Origin of the sequence: Rhodococcus sp. JVH1 (assembly GCF_000280725.2) — a bacterium.
Taxonomy (GTDB): domain Bacteria; phylum Actinomycetota; class Actinomycetes; order Mycobacteriales; family Mycobacteriaceae; genus Rhodococcus_F; species Rhodococcus_F jostii_A.
The window spans coordinates 7972719-7997361 of record NZ_CP166289.1 but is presented as its reverse complement, the minus strand read 5'-3'; the positions used below and the strand labels follow the sequence as shown (position 1 = coordinate 7997361).

Here is a 24643-nt window from a genome sequence, read left to right as displayed (position 1 = left end):
GTAACCCGCAGACACGGTCACGACATTTCCGCGAGCGGCTCACCGAGCACCGACAGTACCGCCGCCACCGCCGTCTCGACGGCGCGGCCGACCGCGGGTGACAGCCCGCCGCCGGCAGCCAGGTCGGCGACCTCGACGGCGAGGACGACCATTCGGTGCGGCAGCCGATCGAGCACGGTGCCGAGTTGAATGATGTCGCCGAGGGAGATCCCGTGGGTGCTGAACGTGCCCGCCCGAACCCCGGCGAGTTCGTCCGGTGTGAACCGGTGCACGGTGCCGGGTCGCGACGGTTCGCAGACGACGGCGTCGACCAGGACGGCCAGCTGCGCACCGGCCCACGCGTCGAGCAGAGCGGCCGGGTCCCCGTCGGACACGGACACGCGCACGTCCGGGGCGACGCGGTCCGCGACCTGTCGCGCGACCGCCGGACCGATCCCGTCGTCGCGGCGGAGTTCGTTTCCCAGCCCGATCACCACGACCGTCATCGGCGGTCGACCGTGAGCGTCAGAAAGTGGGTGGCGCACGAGATGCACGGATCGTAGTTGCGGATGGTTCGTTCGCACAGCGTCGTCAGTTCGTCGTCGGCCAGCATGAGGTTTCCGTCCACCGCGCGCCGTAGGTCGTGTTCGATGGCGGCCTGGTTCTGCGACGTCGGCGGAACGATGGTGGCGGCGCGGATCAGCCCGGCGGGATCGACTTCGTAACGGTGATACAGCAGTCCGCGGGGTGCCTCGCTGACTCCGTGTCCGACCATACGTATCGGTGACCCGGCGGTGAACGGCTGCGGAGGCCGCTCGTATCGGTCGATGATGCGCAATGCTTCCTCGACGGCGTAGACCACCTCGACGGCGCGGACGACGATGCTGCGGTACGGGTTCCGGCACTGCGCGCCCAGCCCGGCGTCGGCGGCGGTCCGGGCGGCCACTCCGCCGAGCCGGGACGAATTGAGCGAGTACCGAGCCAGCGGTCCGGTGAGGTATCGGCGGCCGTCGAGCTCGGCGTGCAGTGCGGTCGAGTGCGGCACCTGGTGCTCTACCACATGCTTCGGGAATTCGTCGGCGGTGCAACGTAATCCGGTCGACGACCGGATCTCGCCGTCCTCGATGGCGTAGCGGGAGTCGTCGTGCAGTGCGAGGAGGTCGTGGTCGAGTTCGATGTCGGGGAAGTCGAACGACGACACCCATCGGACGGTTGCCACCGCGTGATCGAGTGCCGTGCGCAGTTGGTCGGACAGGGGTATCAGTTCGGCTGCGGTCGGCGCCCGGTGGAATCCGCCGATACGGACGTTGACCGGGTGGATCGGCCTGCCACCGATCGCGTCGAGGATCGCGTTTCCGGCCTTCTTCAACGACAGGCCCCGCTCGACGGCCTCCCGATCGTGCCGGGCGAGGGCAATCGAATCCGGGAGCCCCAGAAAGTCGGGTGCGTGCAGGAAGTAGATGTGCAGCACGTGACTGGCAATCCACTCGCCGCAGTACAGCAGTCGCCGCAGATCCCTCACGTTGTCGTCGAGCTCGAGTCCGCATGCCTGCTCGATGGCGTTGCACGCGCTCACCTGATAGGCCACCGGGCAGATACCGCAGATTCGCGAGGTGATGTCCGGGGGTTCGAGAAAGTGGCGGTCACGGAGGAAGGATTCGAAGAAGCGGGGCGGCTCGTAGATGTCGAGTGTGACGTGTTCTGCTCTCCCCTCCCGCACGGTCACGTCGACGCGGCCCTCACCCTCGACCCTGGCGAGGGCGCGCACCATCAGTTCTCTATTGCGGGGTGCCATGGACCTTCCCTTCCGATCCGTATGCCGCCACGTTGAATGTGGCGAAGACGCGGCCCATGGCGTCCTCGCTCATTCCGCATGTGCGCAGCCAACCCCGCATCGCGGCGAGATTCGGGTCGGTGGTGGGGCCGAAGCAGCCGTAGCATCCGCGGGAGACCGACGGGCACAGCGCGCCGCAACCGGAGTGGGTCACCGGGCCGAGGCAGGGTGTTCCGTCGGCGACCATCACACACGTCAGACCGCGCCGCTTGCATTCGGTGCACACGCTGGTGTCGGGGATGTTGGGCCGCCGGCCGGCGAGGTATGCGGTGATGACCTCGAGGAGTTGACGCCGGTCGATCGGGCAACCGCGCAGCTCGAAGTCGACGGGGACGTGCGCCGAGATCGCGGTCGAGGTGGCGAGGGTGTCGATGTACTCGGGCCTCGCGTAGACCACCGACAGGAACTCGTCGATGTCGGCGAAGTTGCGTAACGCTTGGATGCCGCCGGCCGTCGCGCAGGCCCCGATCGTGACGAGGAACCGGGACTGCTCCCGCACCGCGCGGATGCGGTCCCGGTCGGCGGCCGTGGTGATCGACCCTTCGACCAGCGACAGATCGTATGGGCCAGCGGTGATCGTGTCCGACAGCTCGAGGAAATGGGAGATTTCCACGGCCTCCGACAGGGCGAGCAGCTCGTCCTCGCAGTCGAGGAGGGTGAGCTGACAGCCGTCGCAGGAGGCGAACTTCCACACGGCGAGTTTGGGTTTGGTGGTCGGTGGTGCGCTCATCACAGCTCCGGTACCCGTAGAAGTGGTTCGGCGGTGGCGTAGTCGACGACGGGACCGTCTCGGCACAGCAGCAGTTCGCCGAGCTGGCAGTGTCCGCAGGCCCCGATGCCGCATTGCATGTTCCGTTCCACGGACACCTGAATGTCGTCCGGACGCACCCGGCGGTCGGTCAGTGCCCGGGCGCAGAACCGCATCATCGGCTCCGGTCCGCACAGCAGCGCGGTGGTGCGTCCGGGGTCGAGGTCCACCCGGTGCAGGGATTCGGTGACGAAGCCGACGCCTCCCGTCCATCCCGCGATCGGCTGGTCGATCGTCACTTCCACGGTGAGGTCCGTGCGGGCCTGCCAGGCCCCGAGTTCGGCACGGTAGAGGATGTCCGCTGGGGTGCGGGCGCCGACGACGAGAACGAGCCGGCGGAACTTGTCCCGCGCGGCCAGCGCGGCGAGCACCACCGGCCGCAGCGGCGCCAATCCCACTCCCCCGGCAACGATCACGAGGTCTCGGTCCGGGCCGGTGGGCATGGTCCAGCCCCGCCCGAAGGGGCCGCGCACACCGATGATCGTGCCGAGCGGGGCGTCGTGGAGTGCCCGGCTCACCGCTCCGACGTTGCGGATCGTGTGGACGAGGGTTCCGTCCGTGGCGGACGGGTCGCCCGAGACCGAGATCGCGACCTCGCCGACCCCGTGGGCGTACAACATCATGAATTGGCCGGGGGTGAACTGCGCGAGCGGCATCGCGGGTGGGGCGGCCGGGGCGAGGGTCACGGTGACCGAGTCGCGGGTCTCCACCGAACGGGACACGACCCGGTATCCGGTCGGAAGCATGCGGTCGTCCGGCAGTGCAGTCACCGGTCGCCGCGATTCGCGTAGAGATCGAGGAGTCGCGCGCGGGTGGACTGCAGCCGGGCGATCAGCACCCCGGACAACGCGCGGGTGACGGCATATCCGAAGTCGGGGCGGCTGAGCGCCATCTGCTCGAGCGCGGCGACGTCCACCTCCGCGGCATCGGTGGTCGTCGTGGCCTGGGCATCGAACTGCCACACCTGCCGGGCGCCGAGCCACGACCAGCCGAGAACGTCACCGCCGTGCAGGGTTTCGAGTGCGACGGTGCCGCGGCCGGGTACCAGCGTGGTGAGGACGACACTTCCGGTACCGAGCAGCCAGCACCGGGTCGCCGGTTCGTTCTCGCGGAAGACGAACTCCCCCGCGGCGAATCGAACCGGGGTGCTGAGTTCCGCGAGCCGAAGCCGGTGTTGATGGTCGAGTCGGCCGAGGACTGGTGGCAGCGTCGATTCGTCGGCGTTCACCGTTGCTCCCGGTCGTCCTCCGGCCGGTAGGCAGGCATGACCTGCACCAGCCGCGCGGCCTCTGCGCTGATGTCGATCCCGACGGGGCACCAGTCGATGCACCGTCCGCATCCCACGCACCCGGAGCTGCCGAACTGGTCGAACCACGTTCCGAGCTTGTGGGACATCCACTGCCGGTATCGGCTCTCCCCCGACGTCCGGACGTTCCCGCCGTGCACGTAGCTGAAGTCGGGTTCGAAGCACGACGACCAATGCTGCCACCGCTCGGCGTGCTCCCCCGTCAGATCGGTGACGTCCTCACTGGTGGTACAGAAACAGGTAGGGCACACCATTGTGCAGTTTCCGCAGGTCAAACACCGGCTTGCAACGTCCTCCCAAACGTCGGCTCCGCGCGCGTCGCGGAGCAGTGCGCGAAGATCCACGTCGGGCATCGCCCGTCCCATGCGGCCGGTTGCGGTGCTCACGGCCTGCCGGGCGTCGTCGGCCTCCGCGGTCGCGGCGGCACGGTGGGCGACGTCGGCGAGGACGTCGGCACCGGATTCGGTGCCGACCTCGACGACGAAACGGTGGCCGTGCTCGTCGATGCGCTCGGTCAGCGCCAGATCGTACCCTGGTCCGGCCGCGGGTCCGGTGCCCATCGAGGCGCAGAAACAGACACCTCCCGGTTCGGTGCAGTGGGCGGCCACGATGAACAGTTTCCGGAACCTGAGGGCAGTGGTGCTGTCGGAGTCGGGGTCCGGGCACAGTACCCGGCGCAGGACGGATATGGCCGCGAGATCGCAGCCGCGGATCCCCACGAAGGCGTAGGGGCGCTCGTCGTGGGCCGGTGCGACGAAGGTACCCTCCCGGTCGACGGACCACTGCTGCTGCCGGGGCGGATGGAGGAATCGTTTCCACGACTGCGGGCCCGCCGAGTGACCGAAGACTGCGGCGTCGTCTCGCCGACGCAGCCGATACGTCCCGGGCCCGGTCGTCACACCCCAGCCGGACGGCAGCTGCGCACCGGAATCGAGTTCGGCGAGAACGATGGCCGAATCCTCGACGGTGGGACCGACGACGCGATATCCGCGGGCGCGGAGCGCCTCGATCAGTTGGTCGAGGCCGCGGCGATCCAGGACACTCGCGCCGGCGTGCGCGGTTGGTTGCCCCTCCATGTGCTCACTCCCTTGCCTATGTGGCGGGTCCATCACTCGGTGAGGTGGACCCGGCTGTGCGTGGCCGCTTCCACGTCGGCCGCGGTGAGCTCGATCAACTGGTGGGCGAGGTCGGCCAACGCACGTGCCGTGGCCAGTTCGTCGCCGATCTCGGGGATCTCGGTGTCCGCGGGATTCCGGCGGGCGAGCCCGACCCCGACCAGGGTGTGGGTGTCGCGGGTTCGGAGCCGGGCTTGGGCCCGGGTCCTGGACCCGCCTTCGTCGGCGTCGTGCTCGTCGATGACGATCTCCACGGACCACGTCTTCTCGTTCATGTTCATCGGCCTCCGTTCGGTGTGGGCGCGGCGTCGCGTCCTCGATGTGCTTGTCGGTTACATGGGGGTTCCGCGATCATGAGGCCACGACCACCCTCGTGTCGGTTGTCTTCGCGCACAGTCCGAGGACGGCGCGAAACCCGTCGGCGAGAGACTCCGTCAAGGTCGCCAGATCCGGCACGGCATCGGTGTCGGCGTTGATCCCGACGCAGCATTGCGTGGTGTAGGACATCAGGGTGACGTTGAACGCCGATCCGAGTGTGGGGCTGAATGCGTAGTAGTGCAGGATCTCCGAGCCGGCAATGAACAGTGGGACCGGGGATCCGGCGACGTTCGAGGCGACGAAGTCGACGTGTTTGAGCATGTTTCCGAGTGTCGAGGCGGGAAGCAGGTTCACGGCGCCGGCGATCATCGGGGACAACGGAATCGCGGGCTCACGGCGCCACGCATCGACGGTGGCGTGTACCCGGCGCATCAGCTCGGCGGGGTCGTCGATATCGGTGGGTAGCGCAAATCGTGCCAGACTGATGCGGTTGCCGCCCAGCGGGTCCGTTTCGGTGCGCAGGCTGATCGGCAGCGTCATCCGCAGTTCGCGGATCTCGGCTCCGTGCAGTCGGTGATACTTCGCCATTCCCAGCAGGACAGCAGCCAGAAACGCGTCGTTGATCGAACCGGCGGCCGCCGCGGCCGCCTGAACGAGCGCTTCCACCGGCACGTCGAGCACCGCGCAGTGACGCCGCGTGCTGCGTTTCGTCATCACCGGGGACAGCGTGGAAACCACGGGACGCGTGAGGCGCAGTGTGGAGCCGGCGAGAGCGGTTGCTTCGCGCCAGGTGGCCCTCGGCGCACGAACCAGCCGAACACTGTTGCGGCCCAAAATGTTCGCCGCCCGATGGGTCACGTCCGCGGCCGTATCCCGGTACCAGGAGAGGCGGCTCGGCGGACGAGACGATCCACCGTGCGGCACGGCCGTCGCCCGGTCGGTCCGGCCGGGTCGTGGTGTGCCTTCGCGGGTGAAATCCACGATCTCCCGGGCTATCTGCATTCCACTGACACCGTCGGTGAGAGAGTGATGCACTTTCATCACGAGGGCGGATCTGCCGTCGTTCAGTCCGTCGAGAATCGTGAACTCCCAGAGCGGGCGGCGCTTGTCGAACGCCGTCATCTCGGCGGTCCGCGCGAAGTCGAGAACCCCGTCCCATGTTCGTGGTTCGGCGAGGGTGTAGCGGCGCAGGTGCCAGCTGAGGTCGAAGTCTCGATCGTCCGCCCACCGCGGCGGCGCCAGGCCCAGCGGATCCTCGATCGCCGTCCGCCGGAACAGGGGAACGAGGTCGACCGCTCTGCGCATCATGTCTACGAATCGGCTCTGATCCGGCCTGCGGTCGAGCAGCGCGACAGCCACGATGGTCGATCGGAGGATCGGATCCTCCTCCATCCGCCACGACATGAAGTCCGTCTGGGTCATGTATCGCTGATTCGTGGTGATCACGTCGGTCAACTCGCTCGTGGATCGGGTCTGCGGTCGGTCTGTGTCGCTGAGCTTCGGTGTGGGCGCCGGGGACCCGTCCCTGCGGGACCCCGCGCCGCGGCGTCACATCGGCATCATGTGCATGGGCGGCAGGACACCCATGCTGTGCAGCCACATCATGAACATGTGGAACATCTGCATCGCATCCATCACGATCACCTCCTTCGTGTGCGCGGGTGTCAGGGCGTCGTCCCGGCGCGCAGGATGCTCAGGCGATTCCTGTATTCCTGCTCGTCGATCTCTCCGCGTGCGAATCGCTCGGCCAGGACCGCTTCGGCACTGCGATGCGGTGGCTCGCCGGGCGGTGCCGGGAACGGGTGACTCACGTAGCGGATCAACAGGATGATTCCCACGATCAGCAGGCCCCAGATCAGCGCCATACCGGTGAACATCAGTGCATACCCCCAACCGCCGACATCGTCGTCGTACATCACGGGGCGGCCTCCTCCGGGCTGTTCGGCGGTGTGGTCCGAATTGGTCCGCCGTGCTACCAGTGTCACACCGTGCCGGGGGTCGTTTACAGGGTCTTTCGGCCGTTTCCGGTGGTGTCCCCGGAGGAATCAGCGCGCCGTATCCAGTGTTGTATACAAGCGATGGTGGTGGCATCGGGCGACCGCCGACAGTGAGACTGCACGCCATGACGAATCCCCGCGAACTTGCCGCAGACAACCTGCCGACCCGCAAGCGTACGGTGGCGCGTCCGGAGCTTCCCACGCCCAGCATGATGCTCGTCGATCCTCGTTTCGGTGAGCTGGCCGGTCAGTTCTTCCGGTTGTTCGGGCAGCCTAGCGACGGGGGCGGCGCCCTCGCGCTCTACCTGCACGGTGAGCCCGTGGTCGACATCTGGTCGGGATGGGCCGCGCGCGACACGCGCTGGCAGTCCGACACCGTCTCGGTGTCCTTCTCCACCGGCAAGGGCGTTGCGAGCACGGTGCTACACCGGCTGGTGGACCGCGAACTGATCGACTACGACGCACCCGTTGCCACGTATTGGCCCGAGTTCGCGAGTGCCGGCAAGGAGTTGGTGACGGTGCGGGATTTGTTGACGCACCGGGCTGGTCTGCATCGTGTGCGCGGACTGGTACCGGGGCGGGCGGCGCTGTTCGATCACGACAGCGTCGTCGGCGCTCTCGCATCCGCGGCACCGGATCGTCGCCGAGCCGTCATGCCGGGTTATCACGCCGTCACGTTCGGATCGCTGGTCGCGGAACTCACCACTCGGGCGACCGGTTCGTCGTTCACCGACCTCGTCCGCACCGAGATCGCCGAACCCCTCGGAATCCGCGAATTCTGGTTCCAGGTTCCCGCGGAGGAACGTCACCGCATCGCCAAGTCCTTCCCCCGCATCACTCCGTTCGGGGTGCCGTGGGAGACCGCGTCCTTCGCCCTGTCGTGCCTGCCTGTGTTGCGGAACATCGCACACGCAGGCATGCCGGAGGGGTTCGACGAACTGGTCCGCAATCCGGCCATTCACGACTATGTGATGCCCGGCTGGAACGGTGTCTTCAGTGCCCGTGCCCTCGCCCGAATGTATGCGGCGCTCGCGAACAAGGGCATGGTGGGCGGAAGGAGGTTCCTGACGGAGGACACGCTCGCGCAGATCGGTGAGGTGCAGACGACGGCACGCGACTATGTGCTCGGTATCCGGATGCACTGGCGCCTGGGTTATCATGCGGCGTTCGTCGCCAGCCGCAATCAGTATCCACACGCATTCGGCCACTACGGACTCGGTGGTTCCGGCGCGTTCGCGGACCCGGAGACGGGGCTGTCGGTGGCGTTCGTGACGAACAGGATGGGCGGTGCACTGACCCCGCTCGCCGACCTGCGGCTGGCAAAACTGGGCGCGCAAGCGGAATCGATCGCCCGGCGACTGTGACCCGTGAGGTCAGCTCGCTCGGCGGCAGATCGTGATCGGGCAGGCGACGTGATGGAGCAAATTCTGACTGGTCGATCCCAGAAACGCTCCGGCCAGGCGGTTGTGGCCGTGGCTGCCGACGAGGACGAGTTGTGCGTCGCGAGCGTACTCGAGGATCAGCTCGGCCGGACCAGCTTGTTCGATGACGGTCGTCAGTTGTAGATCCGGGCATTTCTCGCGCCAGCCGGCGAGATTCTCCGCCATCAGAACGGATTGCTCTTCTTCGACGACGGCCCAGTTCACCATCGGCAGGGCGGCAGGGCGCTCCGAGAGGTCGCCGGCGCCCCAGCCGTGCACCGCGAGGAGCGGTACCTCGAAGAACGTGGCGAATTCGACGGCCGTAGTGATGGCGAGTGAGCTCAGGTCACTGCCGTCGACGCCGACGACGACAGGACGGTGGTCGGGTACCGGGGACGGTGCCTCCGATCGGAACACGGTAACCGGACAGTGCGCACGGTTGACCACCTGCAGGACGGTGGAGCCGGTGAGGATCGATTGCAGTGCACCCGCACCGGTGGATCCCACCACCACCATCTCGGCGTGCGCGCTCAATCCTGCGAGTGCCGGTCCCGCGGGGCCGGGATGGGTGCTGCACGACACGGTGACGTCGGGGACGGCGCTCTTGACGTGTTGTTCGGCGCGATCCAGGATCTCGTGGGCAGACTTCTCGACTTCCTCGGCGAACTCGTTCTGGAAGAGAAGCGCGGCTTCGCTGTAGTGATATCCCGGACTGGGCAGGACGTGAGCCAGACGCAGTGGCACAGACTTGCGCCGAGCGACCGCCGCCGCCCAGACCGCGGCTCGCATCGCTCGTTCCGAACCGTCGACACCGACGACGATGGCCTGACGTTGCGCGAGAATACTCATGGTCCTCAACTCCTCCGGTCATCGTCACGGTCTCAGATGCGACAACGGCGTCGGTAGGGGCATAGGTCATCCCGCTCACCACGGCGCGACCCGATGCCTATGCAGGGGGCACAGTTCCGGAAAGTGACGGTAGACCCTACTCGGTGGTCGCCATCGTTGGTTGAATCCGAAGTGACACGACCCCTCGGAGTTCGCCATGAATCCCCCACCTCAACGTCGTCGACAGGGAAGTCGGTCGACGACGAGACACACACAGCCGCCAGTGCCGGAGACGGATGACGACCGAATCGACTGGCCCGATCCGAGCCCGCTGGCCGACTGGTGGGCGCGCGTGATGTTCGGCGCGCACCCGTCGACGTGAACCGTCGGCCAGAACACGCTCTGGCCCAGATCGCGGCGCCGAGCCCCCAACCTCAGAAGGAGTCGACATGCGAACACTCGTGGTCTACGAATCGATGTTCGGAAACACCCGGCACGTGGCAGAGGCGATCGCCCGGGGCCTCGAGTCCGCGGGACCCGTCACAGCGGTCCCGGTCACCCGGGCCGGTGACGAAGACCTGTCCGGCTACGATCTCGTGATGGTCGGCGGTCCGACGCATGTCCACGGGATGAGCCGGGAGTCGACCCGTCGCGGAGCGGCCGTGACGGCCCAGAAACCGGACAGCACGGTGACACTGGAACCTGACGCGGAGAGCGAGGGCCTCCGTGAGTGGCTCGACGGGCTCCCCCCGACTCACGGGAAGGCGGTGGCGTTCGACACTCGTGCGAACGGCCCCGCCCTACTGACCGGCCGGGCATCGAAGGGCATCTGCCGAAAGCTGCGCCTGCACGGGTTCGATCTCGTCGCCGACTCCGAGAGTTTCCTCGTCGACAAGGAATCGCGGCTCGAGGATGGCGAGGAGACACGCGCCGAGCAGTGGGGCCGGACACTCGCTCGGCAGGTCACCTCCAGTCACGCCTGATCATCGCGCGCTTCCGACGTAATCTGGGCATACCGGCGTCGCGGCAGTTCGGAGAGCAGTTGTCATGCGTCCACCACCCGGGAGCTGAGCCCCGTGTCACACGCTGGGATCGATCTGCGACGGCACGATGCGGTGATCTTCGACCTCGACGTCGCGATGACCGAGTCCGCGCGGACCGACACCACGAGAGCACTCGTCCGTCAGCTGCAGAGTCTCGGGGTGGCGACCGCGGTCTTCTCGGCCGATCGCGACGTTCGACCGGTGCTCGACATCGCAAGGATCGCCGACCTGTTTCCGGTTCGGGTCGACGGCGCGTCGCCGGTCGACGCCGCCGACCGACTGGGCGCACATCCGGGCGGTGCGGTGGTCGTCACGGCCTCCGCGGAGGCGGCAGCCGCGGCCAGGCGGGGCGGCTTCGCACTTGTCATCGGGGTCGGGCACGACCGCCGCGCCGACGACTTGGCACGGTGCGGAGCAGATTTCGTTGTCGCCGACCCCTCCGAGATCCAGTTCCGTGCGAGCGATCTCCGGCTGTCCGAGATTCCGGACGCTCTTACGTCGCGGCATGAACTGACCGCCCTCCTCCGGATCCGCAGGCCCGCAGTGTTTCTCGACTTCGACGGCACACTCGCGAACATCGTGTCCGACCCGTCGAAGGCCGTCCTGGTCGACGGTGTGGGCGACGAGCTGGTTCGGCTGACACACGAGTGCCCGGTGGCGGTGATCAGCGGACGCGACCTCGCGGACGTGCAGACACGGGTCGGTCTGGCGGACATCTGGTATGCGGGCAGCCACGGATTCGAACTGGCCGGACCGCAGGGGCAGTACTACCAGAATCCCGACGCTCTCGCCGCGGTACCGTTGCTGCATCACGCCACCCGCGCCCTCACCGACCGCCTCCGAGACGTGCCGGGCGTGTTGATCGAACCGAAGAAATACACCGTCGCCGTCCACTACCGCAACGTTGCCCCCGACCGGATCGACGAGGTCGTCGCCACGGTCCATGACGTCGCCACCACCGGGGAGGTCCGCCTGCGGGTCACCGGGGGTCGCAAGGTCGTCGAACTCCGTCCCGACGTCGACTGGGACAAGGGACGCGCATTGAACTGGGTCCTCGAGCACATCCACGACGCGAAGTCCCTACTTCCGATCTACATCGGCGACGACCTCACCGACGAGGACGCCTTCGACGCCGTGACGACGAACGGGGTGGGGATCGTCGTCCGCAGCACGGAGGTCGGGGATCGACGGTCGGCGGCACGATTCGCCGTGAACGACCCGGCCCAGGTCCGCGAACTGCTGCAGCGGCTCGCGGATCTCCTCGGTCGCGACCCCGAGACCGCAGCCACGGCCGATGCGTGGATGCTGTTCTACGACGGCTACGACCCCGCGACCGAGAAGTTACGGGAGGCCATCTGCACTCTGGGGAACGGCTACTTCGCGACTCGCGGGTGCGCACCCGAGGCAACGGCCGGCTCCGTCCACTACCCGGGCACCTATATCGCGGGTCTGTACAACCGCTTACGCGACGAACGTGCCGGGACGGAGATCGTGAACGAAAGCATGGTGAATGCCCCGAACTGGCTGACGACGACCTTTCGCATCGAGGGCGGGCCGTGGTTCGACGTCGACGCCACCGACCTGCTCGAGTACCGCCAGTACCTCAATCTGCGTCGCGCCGTACTCACCCGCCGGTTCCGGTACCGCGACGGCGCCGGGCGAACGACGTCGGTCATCCAGCGGAGATTCGTCGCCATGCATCTCCCCCACGTGTGTGCACTGCAGACGACGATCGTCGCCGAGAACTGGTCCGGCTCGTTCGAGTTGCGTTCGGCTCTCGACGGTGCGGTCCGCAACACCCTCGTCGAGCGGTACCGGGATCTCGCCGCCGAGCATCTCGCGCCGCTCCAGTCCGGCGCGCTGTCGGCGGATACCGTCCTGCTGGCGATGCAGACCACCCAGTCGCGGATACCGGTGGCCATGGCGGCACGGACCACGCTGTCGCCCCGCGATCGACACCGCGAATGCACCTACCGTCTGCACGATGACGACGGGCGCATCGGCCACGACCTCACGGTCGATCTCACCGAGGGTGAGTCCGTCACGTTCGAGAAGATGGTGACCGTGTTCACCGGGCGCGATCACGCACTGTCCGAACCGGCCGACGAAGCGGCACGCTGGGTGCCGTCGATCGGTGGGTTCGAGGAAGTGCTGGACGGTCACGTCCTGGCCTGGGAGCACCTGTGGGACCGCATCGGAATCTCCCTCGGCCACTACCAGGACGGGCTGCGCATCGCCCGGCTCCACCAGATGCAACTCCTGCAGACGGTGTCGCCGAACACCGCGGACCTCGATGTCGGTGTGCCCGCCCGGGGACTGCACGGTGAGGCGTACCGCGGCCACGTCTTCTGGGACGAGTTGTTCGTCTTCCCGGTCCTGAACCTGCGGGTGCCTACCTTGACCCGGTCGTTGCTGCGCTACCGGTACCGTCGTCTGCCGGAGGCCCGCCGGGCCGCGCGGGCGGCCGGTCATCGCGGCGCCATGTTCCCGTGGCAGTCGGGCAGCGACGGCCGGGAGGAAAGCCAGCAAGTGCATCTCAACCCGCGGTCCGGTCGTTGGCTCCCGGACCCGAGTTGGCGCCAGCACCACATCGGCATCGCGATCGCCTACAACGTCTGGAACTACTACCAGGTCACCGGGGATCTCGAGTTTCTCAGTGATTTCGGCGCCGAGATGCTGGTGGAGATCGCCCGATTCTTCGCCGGCCTCGCCTCCTACGAGTCGGCGCGGCGTCGCTACACCATCCGCGGGGTGATGGGGCCGGACGAGTTTCATTCCGGCTACCCCGACGCACCGCACGAGGGAGTCGACAACAACGCGTACACCAACGTCATGGCCGTGTGGGTGATCCTCCGGGCGCGAGAGGCCCTCGATATGATTCCGGCCCCGGACCGGGCCGATCTGGTGGACACCCTGAGCCTGGATGCCCACGAGATGGCCCGGTGGGCGGACGTGAGCCGCCGCATGTTCGTTCCCTTCCACGATCGGGTCATCAGTCAGTTCGAGGGGTACGAGGCGCTGGCGGAACTGGACTGGGCCGGCTACCGGCAGCGGTACACCGACATTCAGCGGCTCGACCGCATCCTCGAGGCGGAGGGCGACGACGTCAACCGGTACCGGGCGTCGAAGCAGGCCGACGTGTTGATGCTGTTCTATCTGCTGTCCGCCGACGAACTGCGAGATCTGTTCGGGCACCTCGGATATCAGCTCGAACCGGAGGCGATCCCGCGCACCATCGACTACTACATCGCGCGGACCTCACACGGTTCCACGCTCAGTGCGGTGGTGCATTCCTGGGTGCTGGCCCGCGCCAACCGTAGCAAGGCCATGGAATTCTTCGACAGGGTTCTCGCGTCCGACATCACCGACATCCAGGGCGGCACGACCTCCGAGGGGATCCACCTGGCGGCGATGGCGGGAAGCATCGACCTGCTGCAGCGCTGCTTCACGGGGCTGGAAACGCGCGGTGACCGCCTCGTGTTCAGCCCGGAATGGCCGCATACGCTCGGTGCGCTCGAATTTCCGATCGTCTATCGCGGGCACCAGCTGTGGCTGACGATCAGCGGTCGGCGCGTTCAGGTCAGTGCGGGCGCCGGAAATCAACGCGCGATCGAGATCTCGTGTCGCGATCAGGTCGTTCGGCTGGAACCGGGGTGCACGGTCAGTCTGGGTTAGGCACCGTCAAGGCGGGACGTTCACGACCGGCGCGTCGGTCGGTCAACTGACCGGCCATCCCGGTGTGCGGCCGAGATCGTTCCATTCCCGATCCCACTGCCGCATCCGGCTTCGGCCGCTGATCCACCGCACGCCGGAGTACAGCAGGAGGGCGCCGACCGCCGCGCCCGCCCACACCGACAGGGCCGCGCTCACGGCGATCGCCGCGTTCTGCATTCCCGACCGGGGCTCGGCAACGACGTTGCCGTTCGTGTCCACCCACACCGTGACCGTGTCGCCGCGGTGCGTCCCGGGCGCGGTCTCCACGTCGGTCGAGCGGAGGGTGCCGTCCGGTGCCGTCCACTGCGCTGTCGCACGGTCCTGCGTGTCCGGTGAGCGGCTGTGCGCGTCGGCGACCACCACCGGCCGTGGGTCCTCGACGAGAACGGCGGACTGTGCGTGCCTGGTCTGCAGTTCGGCGTGAGACCGTTCGGCCAAGCCGGTGTAGGTCACGGTTCCGAACGCCGCCGCGAACGGGACCACGATCAGGACGACGGTGATCAGGACGGCCGCGACGACGGAGTCGACACGATCCGTGCCCCGCATCAGGGGGTTTCGGCTCCACGGCGCCAGACGCCACCAGCGCAGTGCCTGATCGATGGTCATCACGCCCTCCTCGGAACGGTCCTCCTGTGTTCGAGTCTTGCGCGCACCAGGTGAACGGCCTAGGGCACAAGGTCATGGGCAGGGACGACCGAGCCGGACCGGCATCGGAGGCCCGGCCGGGCGTCACATTTCGTCGCCCGCCCGCGAAAACCCGACAACTCTGACCTGGTGACTTTCGGCCCTGGAAACGCGAGCGCCGTTATCGCACCGTTGTGGAAGAGGCCGACACACCACATCGGAACCACCCGTCGGCGAAGGAGTGAGGACCGCATGTTCGAACGTCACCCCACCGCGCGGCCGCGCGAGGACCGTCGCCCGCGCGACGGCGAACCCGGCGAGTTCCTGTACCTCCACCCGATCGGGCTGGTGCTGGCGTTGCTGTCGGGAGCGGTGACCGCAGGCCTGGTCGTCCTGCTCGGCGCCTGGCTGGCGACTCCCCTCGTCGGAGTCGGCGCGGCCGCGACACTGGTCGCCACCGTCGGCCTGGCGGTGGCGATGTTGATGCCCCACCGACCACGCCGGCACGGGATGCGCCCGGTTCGTCCCGCCACTCGATGACCATCGGAGGGCCTCGAGTCGGAGGCTTCGGATGCCTGCTGATCTCGGCGTAGTCTGATTCCCGGAGCGATCACACAGCAAAGACTGGAGGTTGCGGCATGATCAACGTCTTTCTCGTGGATGATCACGAGGTCGTCCGGCGCGGAATCGCCGACCTCCTCACCGCTGACCCCGATCTGACGGTCGTCGGTGAAGCCGCCTCCTACTCTCAGGCGATGGCACGCGTGCCGGCCCTGAAACCCGACGTCGCGGTCCTCGACGTGCGGCTCCCCGACGGCAACGGAATCGAACTGTGCCGCGAACTGCACTCACTGATGCCGGAATTGCACTGCCTCATCCTCACCTCGTTCTCGGACGACCAGGCGATGCTCGACGCGATTCTCGCCGGGGCCAGTGGATACGTCGTGAAGGACATCCGGGGTATGGAATTGACCCGGGCGGTCCACGACGTCGGGGCCGGCAGGTCACTCCTCGACAGTCGCGCCGCCGCTGCTCTGATGGTGAAGGTCCGCGCGAACGCTGGTGAGAAGGATGGAATCTTCGGGCATCTGACGAATCAGGAACGGACACTCCTCGCCCTGCTCGGTGAGGGGCTGACGAACCGTCAGATCGCGGCGCGGATGTTTCTGGCCGAGAAGACCGTCAAGAACTACGTGTCCCGGCTGCTGACCAAGCTGGGTGTGGAGCGCAGGACTCAGGCCGCGGTGCTCGCGACGAAGATGCAGTCGAGACAGTCCGGCATCTGACGGATCAGACCGGGTCGGTTGTGCGTCCAGTGGTTGTTCCGGCTCCCCGCCATGGCGCTACGTGGGACAATGCGTCGTGTGACCCGTCAACCGGATGCGGGCGACCGAGGTCCGTTACTCGGTAGTCTGTCCGAGCTTCGGCTCCGTGAGCTCCTGGCCGAGGTGCAGGAGCGCATCGAGCAGATCGTCGATGCCCGAGATCACGTCGACGGGCTGCTCGAGGCGATGCTCGCGGTCACGTCGGGACTCGACCTCGACAACACGCTCCACACCATCGTCCATGCTGCGATCAATCTGGTGGATGCCCGCTACGGCGCGCTGGGGGTGCTCGGCCCGGGTGGGGGCCTGAGTGAGTTCGTCTTCGAGGGCATCGACGAGGAGACCCGCGAGCGTATCGGCGACCTGCCCCGTGGTCGCGGGGTCCTCGGTTTTCTCATCACCAATCCGAAGCCGGTCCGGCTGGATGACCTGTCTCATCACTCCGCGTCGGTGGGATTCCCGGCCGAGCACCCGCCGATGAAAACCTTTCTGGGAGTTCCCATTCAGATCCGGGACGAGGTGTTCGGGAATCTGTATCTGACGGAGAAGGCTAACGGGTCACAGTTCACCGAGGACGACGAGGTCCTTCTCCGCGCGCTCGCGGCCGCGGCCGGGATCGCGATCGAGAACGCCCGCCTGTACGAGGAGTCCCGGACGAGGCAGGCGTGGCTCGAAGCGACGCGGGAGATCGCGACCGAACTACTCGCGGGCAGCGAGACGGCCGAGGTGCTGCAGGTGATCGCCGACGACGCCCTTGCCCTCACCGGCGCCGACAGTGCCTTTCTCGCGGTACCGGACGATCCCGACATCCCGTCGGACGAGGTCACCGAGCTCGTGGTGACGGCATCGGCGGGGACGGTGTCGGATCGGATCATCGGCCGGACGATCCCGGTCGACAAATCCACGTCCGGCGAGGCTTTCCGCGAACGGACACCGCTTCGCGTCACGGCGCTGGCGTTCGACCCCGGGTTCGAGACGGGAACCCGGTTCGGTCCGGCGCTGGCGCTGCCGCTGCGTGCCGCGCAATCGGTGACGGGGGTGCTGGTGACGCTCCGCCACGTCGACGCTCTGCCGTTCACCGACGACCAGCTGGCGCTGATGTCGGGGTTCGCAGACCAGGCGGCCGTCGCGTTGCAGCTGGCCAACAGTCAACGCCGAATGCGTGAGCTCGACGTCCTGTCCGATCGGGATCGCATCGCGCGGGATCTCCACGACCACGTCATTCAGCGCCTCTTCGCGGTCGGCCTGTCGCTGCAGAGCACCTTGCAGAGGGCGAAGGCTCCGATCGTCAAGCAGCGGCTCGAACAGTCGATCGACGACCTTCACGACATCGTGCGTGATATCCGTACCGCCATCTTCGACCTTCACGGCGGTTCGGGGGGGATGACCCAGTTCCGGCGGCGGCTGCACGAGATCGTCGCCGAGACCACCGCGGATTCCGGACTCCGCACGACCGTGCACATGTCCGGGCCGCTGTCCGTCATCGACGCCGCGCTCGCCGAGCACGCCGAGGCCGTCCTACGTGAGGCGTTGAGCAACGCGGTACGGCATGCAGGAGCCGAAACGGTCACGGTCAGCATCTCCGTCTATGACGATCTCGCCATCGAGGTCGCGGACGACGGCAAAGGTTTCGTGGAGAACGCCGTCACCAGTGGATTGGAAAACCTGGCTATCCGGGCGCGGGAAGTGAACGGGCACTTCACCATCGACACCACCCCCGGTGGCGGCACCACTCTCCGGTGGTCGGCGCCGCTCCCGTGAGCAGGGAGCGGCACGCCCGTCCGCCGAGGTGGGGACCTTCTCCCCTACGCCGACCACGGACACACAGTCACGATGAGAGTAGCGGCAACATCTGCCGCGAGCTTCCTCGAGGAGAACATCATGGCGCCCCATCGCGCGATCGTCGTCGGAACAGACGGGTCACCGTCCTCGCTCCAGGCGGTGGCGTGGGCCGCGCAGGAGGCGGCGTTGCGGAACTGCGCGCTGTCGATCGTCACGACCACGTTCGTGGCGGGCGCCTACGGTGTGCCGATCGGCATGCCGGAGAGCTTTTTCGACGACGAGGAACGCAACGGGAAGAACCGGCTGGCCGTCGCGGCGGAGATCGCCGGCCGGACGGTGCCCGGGCAGTCCCTCGACCTGCACACCACCCTCTGCACCGGAACGCCGGCCGGGGAACTCCTGGAGAGAGCGCAATCCGCCGCGATGGTCGTCGTCGGCTCGAACCGGCAGGGAATCATCGAGCGCGGCTTCCTGGGATCGGTCAGCGCCGCGGTCGCCACCCACGCACCGTGCCCGGTGGCGATCATCCACGATCTTCCCGATTCCGAGGTCACCCGCCTCGAGGGGCCTGTCGTCGTGGGGGTGGACGGTTCGGCGCACAGCGAGCCCGCCGTCTCGATGGCCTTCGTCGAGGCCGGCCTGCGCCAGTGCGAACTGGTCGCCGTGCACGCCTGGTCCGACGTCGACCTCCCGGTGCCGCACGGGGAGGTCGACGGCGTTTCCGGGTGGAAGCAGATCGTCACCCAGGAGACGGCCCTGCTGTCGGAGAGTCTCGCCGGCCGTGCCGAGGATTTTCCCGACGTCAAGGTGCGGACGATGGTCGTCATGGACCGGCCGGTACGCAACTTGCGCGAACAAGCCGACAACGCCCGACTTCTCGTTGTCGGTAGTCGCGGACGCGGCGGATTCACCAGCATGCTGTTGGGATCGACGAGCCGGGCTCTGATGCACTCCGTCCGGTGCCCGCTCCTCGTCGTTCGGTAGCGCCGACGCCGGTCAGCGCTCGTCCTCGATTCCCGGGGCCAGCGCGAAGTAGTCCTCTTCCTCCTGGGCGAAATGTAGACGCAGCACCGCATACAGTCCATACAGGCACGCGAGAAGGTCGTCACGCTGATCCGGGCGGACTCCGCCGTGCGCCTCGACGGCGCCGAGGTGAGTTTTCAGGCGTCGGCTGAGCCGATCGATCTCCGCGTGCGCTCGGCTCATCGGGGCGGTGGCTTCGGCCGTCCCGAACGCCTCCGCCAGCGCGGGATACAGCTGGGTCTCTTCGGCGCGCTCATGGGGCAGGACCTGCTCCACCAGCACGGTGTGTGCTTTCCGCGCCGCCGCTACCGTCTCGGGTCCGGGTTGGCTACTCACCTGCTCTGCCGCGTCACGGATCAGGGTCAGGGCTCCCCGCAGGTCGTCGTGTTCACGGTTGAAACGCTGCAGCAGCAGACCGGTTTCCCGGGTGACCGCGAGCTCGCGGGATCGGCCGCCCCGAAGGGCGCGCAGGGCATTGAGGATGACCGCCACATCGATCCCCTCCTGCAGTAGGGCGCCCGGCGCGGGAGCGATCCAGCCGAACGCCGCGGCAATCATTGCCAGCAGCGACAGCGTCATACCGATGCCGGCACTCTGGATCGCGATCCGCCTCGACCGCCGTGCGATCTCCATGGCGTCCGCCAACCGGGCGAGGTGGTCGGTCGTCAGCACGATGTCGGCGGCCTGGGAACTGGCGGTGGCGCCGCGCGCGCCCATCGCCACTCCGACCGACGCCGCCGCCAATGCCGGTGCGTCGTTGATCCCGTCCCCCACCATCATCGTGACGGCCCGGCGCTTCTCCTCCCGCACTGCTGCCACCTTGCCCACAGGCGTCTGCTCCGCGAGCACGGCGTCCAGTCCGACGATCGACCCGATCTCGAGGGCCGGTGCGCGGCGGTCACCGGTCAGCATGATCAGTCGGTTCAGCCCGGCCGCCCGCAGTCGGCGCAATGTGCGAGGCGCGTCTCGACGAAGCGGATCCCGCAGCAGGATCGCCCCGGCCAGAGTGCTGTCGATCTGAACCCAGGCCACCGCCGCGCCGTCCAGGGCCGATCGTGTCGAGACGGCCTCCGCCCAGTCCGGCAACACGCCGTGGTCCGCACCGACCTTGACGGCACGACCGTTCACGACGCCGCTGACCCCGCCTCCGGCCTGCTCGCTGACATCGGTTGGCAGTGGCAGCGCGCAGCCCCTCGCCCTCGCGAAGTGGACGATCGACTCGGCGAGAACGTGGGGCGACAACTGGTCGACAGCGGCGGCGAGTCGGAGTACCTCGTCGGGATCGTGGCCGGGGGCGGCCGCGACGTCGAGCCCGGACGGCCTGCCGGTCGTCAGCGTTCCCGTCTTGTCCATCACCAGGGTCCGCGCTCGACCGAGTGTTTCCAGTGCTCCGCCACCGCGGACGACGACACCGATCCGTGAGGCGCGGGACAGCCCGGAGACGATGGCGACAGGGGCGGCGAGCAGCAACGGGCACGGGGTCGCGACGACGAGAACGGCGACCGCGCGCACGGCCGAACCGCTCAGCCACCATGCGAGGGACGACACCAGCAGGGTCAGGGGAAGGAACCAGACGGCGAAGCGGTCCGCGATCCGCACGATCGGCGCCTTGTCGTCGGCTGCTTCCTGGGCCAGCCGGATGATGCCGGAATAGGTACTGTTCGCGGCGTTCGCGGTGGCGCGCAGTTCGATCGCCGACCCGACGTTCACCACCCCGCTGCGCACCGACTCCCCGACTCGCCGTTCGACCTGGAGAGACTCCCCGGTCAGCGCGGACTCGTCGAGGACGGCCGGTCGGTCGGCGACGACACCGTCGACGGGAATCACCTCGCCGGACGCGACGACCAGCAGATCTGTGGGTTCCACTTCGTCGAGGGAGACGAGGACGACGTCCTCGCCGACCCGTTTGTGTGCTCGCCGTGGTGCGCGCTCGAGGAGTGCACGCAGGTCGCGTGACGCGCGCCGCTCGGCCGCGGTTTCGAGCGTCCGCCCCGTCGCGAGCATGAACCCGATGAGTGCACCTGCCAGGTACTCGCCGACCGCGAGTGTTCCCAGCAGGGAGAGTACGGCGATGAGATCGACACCGGCCGTGCGCCGCAGGAGGGACACGACCACCCAGCCCACAGCGGGCACCAGGGACACCACCGTGCCGATCGCCCAACACGCGTCCGCCACGTTCGGGCGACCCAGCGAACCGGCCACCAGGCCGGACACGAGCGCCACCGAGGTGACTGCCAGCAGAGTGGGGGCCGACAGCCTCGTGAGGCGCGCATTCCACGTGGTGCGGGTTCGTGTGTCGTGAATGGGCCTTCCCTCGTCGAGGGCCGACGCGTGAGGACGCGTGTCTCCATCGTTGCAGCACGAGCCGGGTTCGTGCAGCGGGCGACGGGTAAGAGAGGACCAAGGTCCCTTTCCCTGCGACCCGCGGCGGCGCACCGTCGGGAGAAGAACCCCGCCGTCCCCGTCCCGCCGTCATCCGTGCCGGGACGGCCCGACGACCAGGAGCGCGATGGTGACAGCGGCCGAAACAGCTCACGTGGACCCTCAGGAGTCGACCGACCGGCTTCTGCGTGACCTCCGCACCAGACGGGACGGTCTGTCACGGAGAGAAGCGGAGCGGCGCACACTCGTCTACGGGACCAATGAACTGAAACGGCATCGCGGGCGCACCTGGCCCCGGCAGCTGCTGCGGCAGTTCACGCATCCGCTGGCGCTGCTGCTGTGGACGGCGGCCCTACTCGCCGGTGTCAGCGGTTCGGCGCCGCTGGGTGTCGCGATTGTCGTCGTGATCCTGCTCAACGCCGCCTTTGCGTTCGTGCAGGAACGGCACGCCGAGCAGGCGGTCGAGGCGTTGGCGGCGTTTCTGCCGACCAGGGCGCGCGTCGCCCGGCAGGGAACGACGGAGACGGTCGACGTGCAGTCACTGGTGCCGGGTGATGTGATCTTCCTGTCCGAAGGCGACCGGGTGTCTGCCGACGCGCGACTTCTGTCGGGATCGGTCGAGGTCGACCTGTCGACACTCACCGGCGAGTCCGTGCCGGTTCTGATCCGATTCGACGCCGGGTCGACCACGGGACCGTTGATCGAGGCCGCGGACATCGTCTTCTGCGGCACCAATGTGGTGGGCGGCGATGCCACCGCGGTCGTGTTCGCGACAGGAATGCACACCGAACTCGGACGCATCGCGGCTCTGTCACAACGCGTGGGCCATGAGGAAAGCCCCCTCGAAAAGCAGGTGAAACGCGTGGCCTGGCTGATCGCGGCGGTTGCCGTGGCGATGGGTCTGGCGTTCATCCCGCTGGGGACGCTCATGGCGGGGTTGTCGCTCGACGATTCGGTCAATTTCGCAATCGGGCTTTTGGTCGCCAACGTGCCGGAGGGCCTACTGCCGACGATCACGTTGGCTCTCGCGGTGGGCGTGCGGACACTCGCCCGGCAGGGCGCCCTGGTCAAACGTCTCTCCGCTGTGGAAACACTCGGCTCCACCAGCGTCATCTGTACCGACAAGACCGGCACCCTGACCATGAATCGGATGCGTACCACCAGGTTGTGGACCCCTGACGGGGTCGTGACGTTCGACGGTGCCGTCCCCGTTCCGGCACCGGAGACTTCGGCAGGCCGGGCGGCCCGGGCTGTCGTCGCGTGCTGTAGCGCGGAGATCCGCATCCCGAGTAACGGTGCCGAATCCGGTGATCCGACGGAGGTGGCATTGCTGCACGCAGCGCTGTCCTTGGGAGCCGCGACAGAAGACGCTGCCGCAATCCGGGTGTCCCAGTTCCATTTCGACCCGGAGCTGCGCCGGATGTCCACCGTCGATCGTATCGGCGACACGCTGCACATCCATGCCAAGGGAGCACCCGAAGAGATCTTCGACCGGTGTACCCGAATCGCCGGTCCGGCGGGTGTGGATACGGCCTTCACCGGTTCCGATCGGGAGTTCACCGCGAATCTCGTACGCGACTGGGCTCGCGAAGGGTTGCGTGTGCTTGCCGTCGCCGAGCGTCACCTCGACGCGGGCACTCACCCGGGACTGACGCGGGAAGAGGCGGAGAGCGCTCTCACCCTCCTCGGAATCGCGGCAATGCTAGATCCTCCGCGTCCGGAAGTGGCGGCGGCCGTCGCCAGGTGTCATTCTGCGGGAATTCGGATCATCGTCGTCACCGGTGATCACGGCCTCACCGCGCGAGGGATCGCACGGAGCGTAGGGATCGGGCACGCAGGTCTACGGGTCGTCACCGGCTCGGAACTCGAGCAGATGCCGGAACCCGATCTCGACAGATTGCTCGCCACCGACGTCGAACTCATCTTCGCGCGCAGTTCACCGGAGGCGAAGTTGCGGATCACCGATGCCTTGCGCGACAGCGGGCAGGTCGTCGCGATGACCGGTGACGGGGTCAACGACGCTCCGGCGTTGCGCCGTTCCGATATCGGTGTGGCGATGGGTAAGTCGGGCACCGATGTCGCGCGGGAGGCCGCGACGATGGTCCTCACCGATGACAATTTCGCGACCATCGTGAGCGCCGTCGAGGCGGGACGGAGGGTCTACGACAACGTCCGCAAGTTCATCGTCTACATCTTCGCGCACGCCACCCCCGAGGTGGTGCCGTTCCTCGTCTACGCACTGTCCGGCGGACAGGTACCCCTCCCCCTCACGGTGATGCAGATCCTCGCCATCGACCTGGGCACCGAAACCCTCCCGGCACTGGCGTTGGGCCGGGAGAAAGCCGAACCGGGCCTGATGGATCGGCGTCCGCGCAAGCGCACCCAGAACGTCGTCGACCGGGGAATCCTCGTCCGCTCGTGGGGTCTGCTGGGAGGCGTGTCGGCGGTATTGGTGATGGCACTCTTCTTCACGACCCTCCTCGACGGCGGCTGGTATCTGGGTGCGGACGTGGGCGCCGGAAGCCTGCACCACACCTGGCAATCGGCGACGACAATGAGCTTCCTGGGCATCGTCGCCTGTCAGATCGGGACCGCGTTCGCCTCGCGCACCGAACACGCGGCACTCACCGAGGTGGGGATTGCCTCCAACCCGCTGTTGCTGTGGGGAACCGCCTTCGAGGTATGTTTCGCCGCGCTGGTCGTCACCGTGCCGCCGCTTCGACTCGTCTTCGGAACCGTGACTCCGTCATGGCATCGAGTGCTATGGCTCCTTCCCCTGCCGTTCGTCGTCTGGGGATGCGACGAACTGTGGCGGTGGCACCGGCGACGGACACCCCGCAGTACCGCGACCCGATCGCCCGCCGGGATCGCGCCGTAGTCACTCGCCCGTCAGGCGTGGGTGCGCGAGGCAATGTATTCGACGATGTCCTCCACGGTCACCAGCGTCGCGTAGTCGGATTCCGGGATATCGACGCCGAACACGGCGTGCAGGCGCACCAGGAAGTTCAGCCAGTCCATCGAGTCCAGATCGACCTGGTCGCGCAACGGCACGTCTGGGGACACCTCCTCGTCCTCGATCTCCGGGGCGATATCCCGCAATGCGCGCAGAACTCTCGAGTCGATCGTCTCGCTGTTCATCGTCGT

Annotated in this window: 21 protein-coding genes; 8 read left to right on the top strand and 13 right to left on the bottom strand. The window is 67.5% G+C overall.

Annotation, left to right across the window (positions count from 1 at the left end):
- Positions 1 to 17: 17 nt before the first annotated feature.
- The 9 genes from JVH1_RS37470 to JVH1_RS37430 all read right to left on the bottom strand — a co-directional run bounded on the left by JVH1_RS37470 (position 18) and on the right by JVH1_RS37430 (position 7276).
- Positions 18 to 485 carry a hydrogenase maturation protease gene (locus JVH1_RS37470; RefSeq protein WP_009472533.1) on the bottom strand — a complete coding sequence of 156 codons (468 nt, stop codon included), beginning with the start codon at positions 483 to 485 and terminating at the stop codon, positions 18 to 20.
- Entirely contained in the window at positions 482 to 1774 is a 1293-nt protein-coding gene (locus JVH1_RS37465; RefSeq protein WP_009472534.1) for a Ni/Fe hydrogenase subunit alpha, read from the bottom strand. Before JVH1_RS37465 ends, JVH1_RS37470 begins: the two co-directional genes overlap by 4 nt.
- Positions 1758 to 2543: an oxidoreductase gene (locus tag JVH1_RS37460; RefSeq protein ID WP_009472535.1), complete on the bottom strand. Its 786-nt coding sequence runs from the start codon at positions 2541 to 2543 to the stop codon at positions 1758 to 1760. The genes JVH1_RS37465 and JVH1_RS37460 overlap by 17 nt, the downstream gene beginning before the upstream one ends.
- Positions 2543 to 3391: an FAD/NAD(P)-binding protein gene (locus JVH1_RS37455; RefSeq protein WP_009472536.1), complete on the bottom strand. Its 849-nt coding sequence runs from the start codon at positions 3389 to 3391 to the stop codon at positions 2543 to 2545. The genes JVH1_RS37460 and JVH1_RS37455 overlap by 1 nt, the downstream gene beginning before the upstream one ends.
- Entirely contained in the window at positions 3388 to 3849 is a 462-nt protein-coding gene (locus tag JVH1_RS37450; RefSeq protein ID WP_009472537.1) for a cyclic nucleotide-binding domain-containing protein, read from the bottom strand. Before JVH1_RS37450 ends, JVH1_RS37455 begins: the two co-directional genes overlap by 4 nt.
- Complete coding sequence (locus JVH1_RS37445; RefSeq protein WP_009472538.1) at positions 3846 to 5003, bottom strand: 4Fe-4S dicluster domain-containing protein; 1158 nt, start codon at positions 5001 to 5003, stop codon at positions 3846 to 3848. The genes JVH1_RS37450 and JVH1_RS37445 overlap by 4 nt, the downstream gene beginning before the upstream one ends.
- A 32-nt stretch (positions 5004 to 5035) precedes the next feature.
- Positions 5036 to 5323 (bottom strand): DUF1876 domain-containing protein, encoded by a 288-nt coding sequence (locus tag JVH1_RS37440; protein ID WP_016884286.1) that lies wholly within the window; start codon positions 5321 to 5323, stop codon positions 5036 to 5038.
- Positions 5324 to 5393: 70 nt separating this feature from the next.
- Positions 5394 to 6815 carry a wax ester/triacylglycerol synthase domain-containing protein gene (locus tag JVH1_RS37435; protein ID WP_009472541.1) on the bottom strand — a complete coding sequence of 474 codons (1422 nt, stop codon included), beginning with the start codon at positions 6813 to 6815 and terminating at the stop codon, positions 5394 to 5396.
- Between the two features lie 209 nt (positions 6816 to 7024).
- A complete protein-coding gene (locus tag JVH1_RS37430) occupies positions 7025 to 7276 on the bottom strand; it encodes an SHOCT domain-containing protein (protein WP_011593374.1) in 252 nt (83 codons plus the stop codon).
- Positions 7277 to 7482: 206 nt separating this feature from the next.
- Between JVH1_RS37430 and JVH1_RS37425 the strand changes: the two genes are divergently transcribed.
- Positions 7483 to 8721: a serine hydrolase domain-containing protein gene (locus JVH1_RS37425; RefSeq protein WP_009472543.1), complete on the top strand. Its 1239-nt coding sequence runs from the start codon at positions 7483 to 7485 to the stop codon at positions 8719 to 8721.
- A gap of 9 nt (positions 8722 to 8730) precedes the next feature.
- Here JVH1_RS37425 and JVH1_RS37420 read toward each other — a convergent pair whose 3' ends face one another.
- The gene (locus JVH1_RS37420) at positions 8731 to 9627 is read right to left on the bottom strand and encodes a universal stress protein (protein WP_009472544.1); all 897 of its coding nucleotides are present in this window, start codon (positions 9625 to 9627) and stop codon (positions 8731 to 8733) included.
- 428 nt (positions 9628 to 10055) lie between these two features.
- Here JVH1_RS37420 and JVH1_RS37415 point away from each other — a divergent pair, with 428 nt between their 5' ends.
- Together JVH1_RS37415 and otsB are read left to right on the top strand one after the other, a co-directional pair.
- Positions 10056 to 10589 (top strand): flavodoxin domain-containing protein, encoded by a 534-nt coding sequence (locus JVH1_RS37415; protein WP_009472546.1) that lies wholly within the window; start codon positions 10056 to 10058, stop codon positions 10587 to 10589.
- 156 nt (positions 10590 to 10745) lie between these two features.
- Entirely contained in the window at positions 10746 to 14324 is a 3579-nt protein-coding gene (gene otsB, locus JVH1_RS37410) for a trehalose-phosphatase (protein ID WP_371113106.1), read from the top strand.
- Between the two features lie 42 nt (positions 14325 to 14366).
- Here otsB and JVH1_RS37405 read toward each other — a convergent pair whose 3' ends face one another.
- Positions 14367 to 14969 carry a hypothetical protein gene (locus tag JVH1_RS37405; protein ID WP_009472548.1) on the bottom strand — a complete coding sequence of 201 codons (603 nt, stop codon included), beginning with the start codon at positions 14967 to 14969 and terminating at the stop codon, positions 14367 to 14369.
- Positions 14970 to 15239: 270 nt separating this feature from the next.
- Here JVH1_RS37405 and JVH1_RS37400 point away from each other — a divergent pair, with 270 nt between their 5' ends.
- The 4 genes from JVH1_RS37400 (at position 15240) to JVH1_RS37385 (ending at position 19078) form a co-directional block, all read left to right on the top strand.
- The gene (locus tag JVH1_RS37400) at positions 15240 to 15527 is read left to right on the top strand and encodes a hypothetical protein (protein ID WP_009472549.1); all 288 of its coding nucleotides are present in this window, start codon (positions 15240 to 15242) and stop codon (positions 15525 to 15527) included.
- A 98-nt stretch (positions 15528 to 15625) separates the two neighbouring features.
- Positions 15626 to 16273: a response regulator transcription factor gene (locus JVH1_RS37395; RefSeq protein WP_009472550.1), complete on the top strand. Its 648-nt coding sequence runs from the start codon at positions 15626 to 15628 to the stop codon at positions 16271 to 16273.
- Positions 16274 to 16342: 69 nt separating this feature from the next.
- Positions 16343 to 18073 carry a GAF domain-containing sensor histidine kinase gene (locus JVH1_RS37390; RefSeq protein WP_009472551.1) on the top strand — a complete coding sequence of 577 codons (1731 nt, stop codon included), beginning with the start codon at positions 16343 to 16345 and terminating at the stop codon, positions 18071 to 18073.
- Between the two features lie 120 nt (positions 18074 to 18193).
- Complete coding sequence (locus JVH1_RS37385) at positions 18194 to 19078, top strand: universal stress protein (RefSeq protein WP_043777301.1); 885 nt, start codon at positions 18194 to 18196, stop codon at positions 19076 to 19078.
- A 12-nt stretch (positions 19079 to 19090) separates the two neighbouring features.
- Here the strand turns inward: JVH1_RS37385 and JVH1_RS37380 are convergent, their stop codons facing one another.
- Positions 19091 to 21421, bottom strand: coding sequence for a heavy metal translocating P-type ATPase (locus JVH1_RS37380; protein ID WP_043777366.1), 2331 nt, complete (start codon positions 21419 to 21421; stop codon positions 19091 to 19093).
- Between the two features lie 205 nt (positions 21422 to 21626).
- Here JVH1_RS37380 and JVH1_RS37375 point away from each other — a divergent pair, with 205 nt between their 5' ends.
- On the top strand, positions 21627 to 24377 hold the full coding sequence (locus JVH1_RS37375; protein ID WP_009472554.1) for a cation-transporting P-type ATPase: 2751 nt from the start codon (positions 21627 to 21629) through the stop codon (positions 24375 to 24377).
- Between the two features lie 11 nt (positions 24378 to 24388).
- On the opposite strand, the gene JVH1_RS37370 is transcribed toward JVH1_RS37375, so the two are convergent.
- Positions 24389 to 24637, bottom strand: coding sequence for an acyl carrier protein (locus JVH1_RS37370; RefSeq protein ID WP_009472555.1), 249 nt, complete (start codon positions 24635 to 24637; stop codon positions 24389 to 24391).
- Positions 24638 to 24643 lie beyond the last annotated feature (6 nt).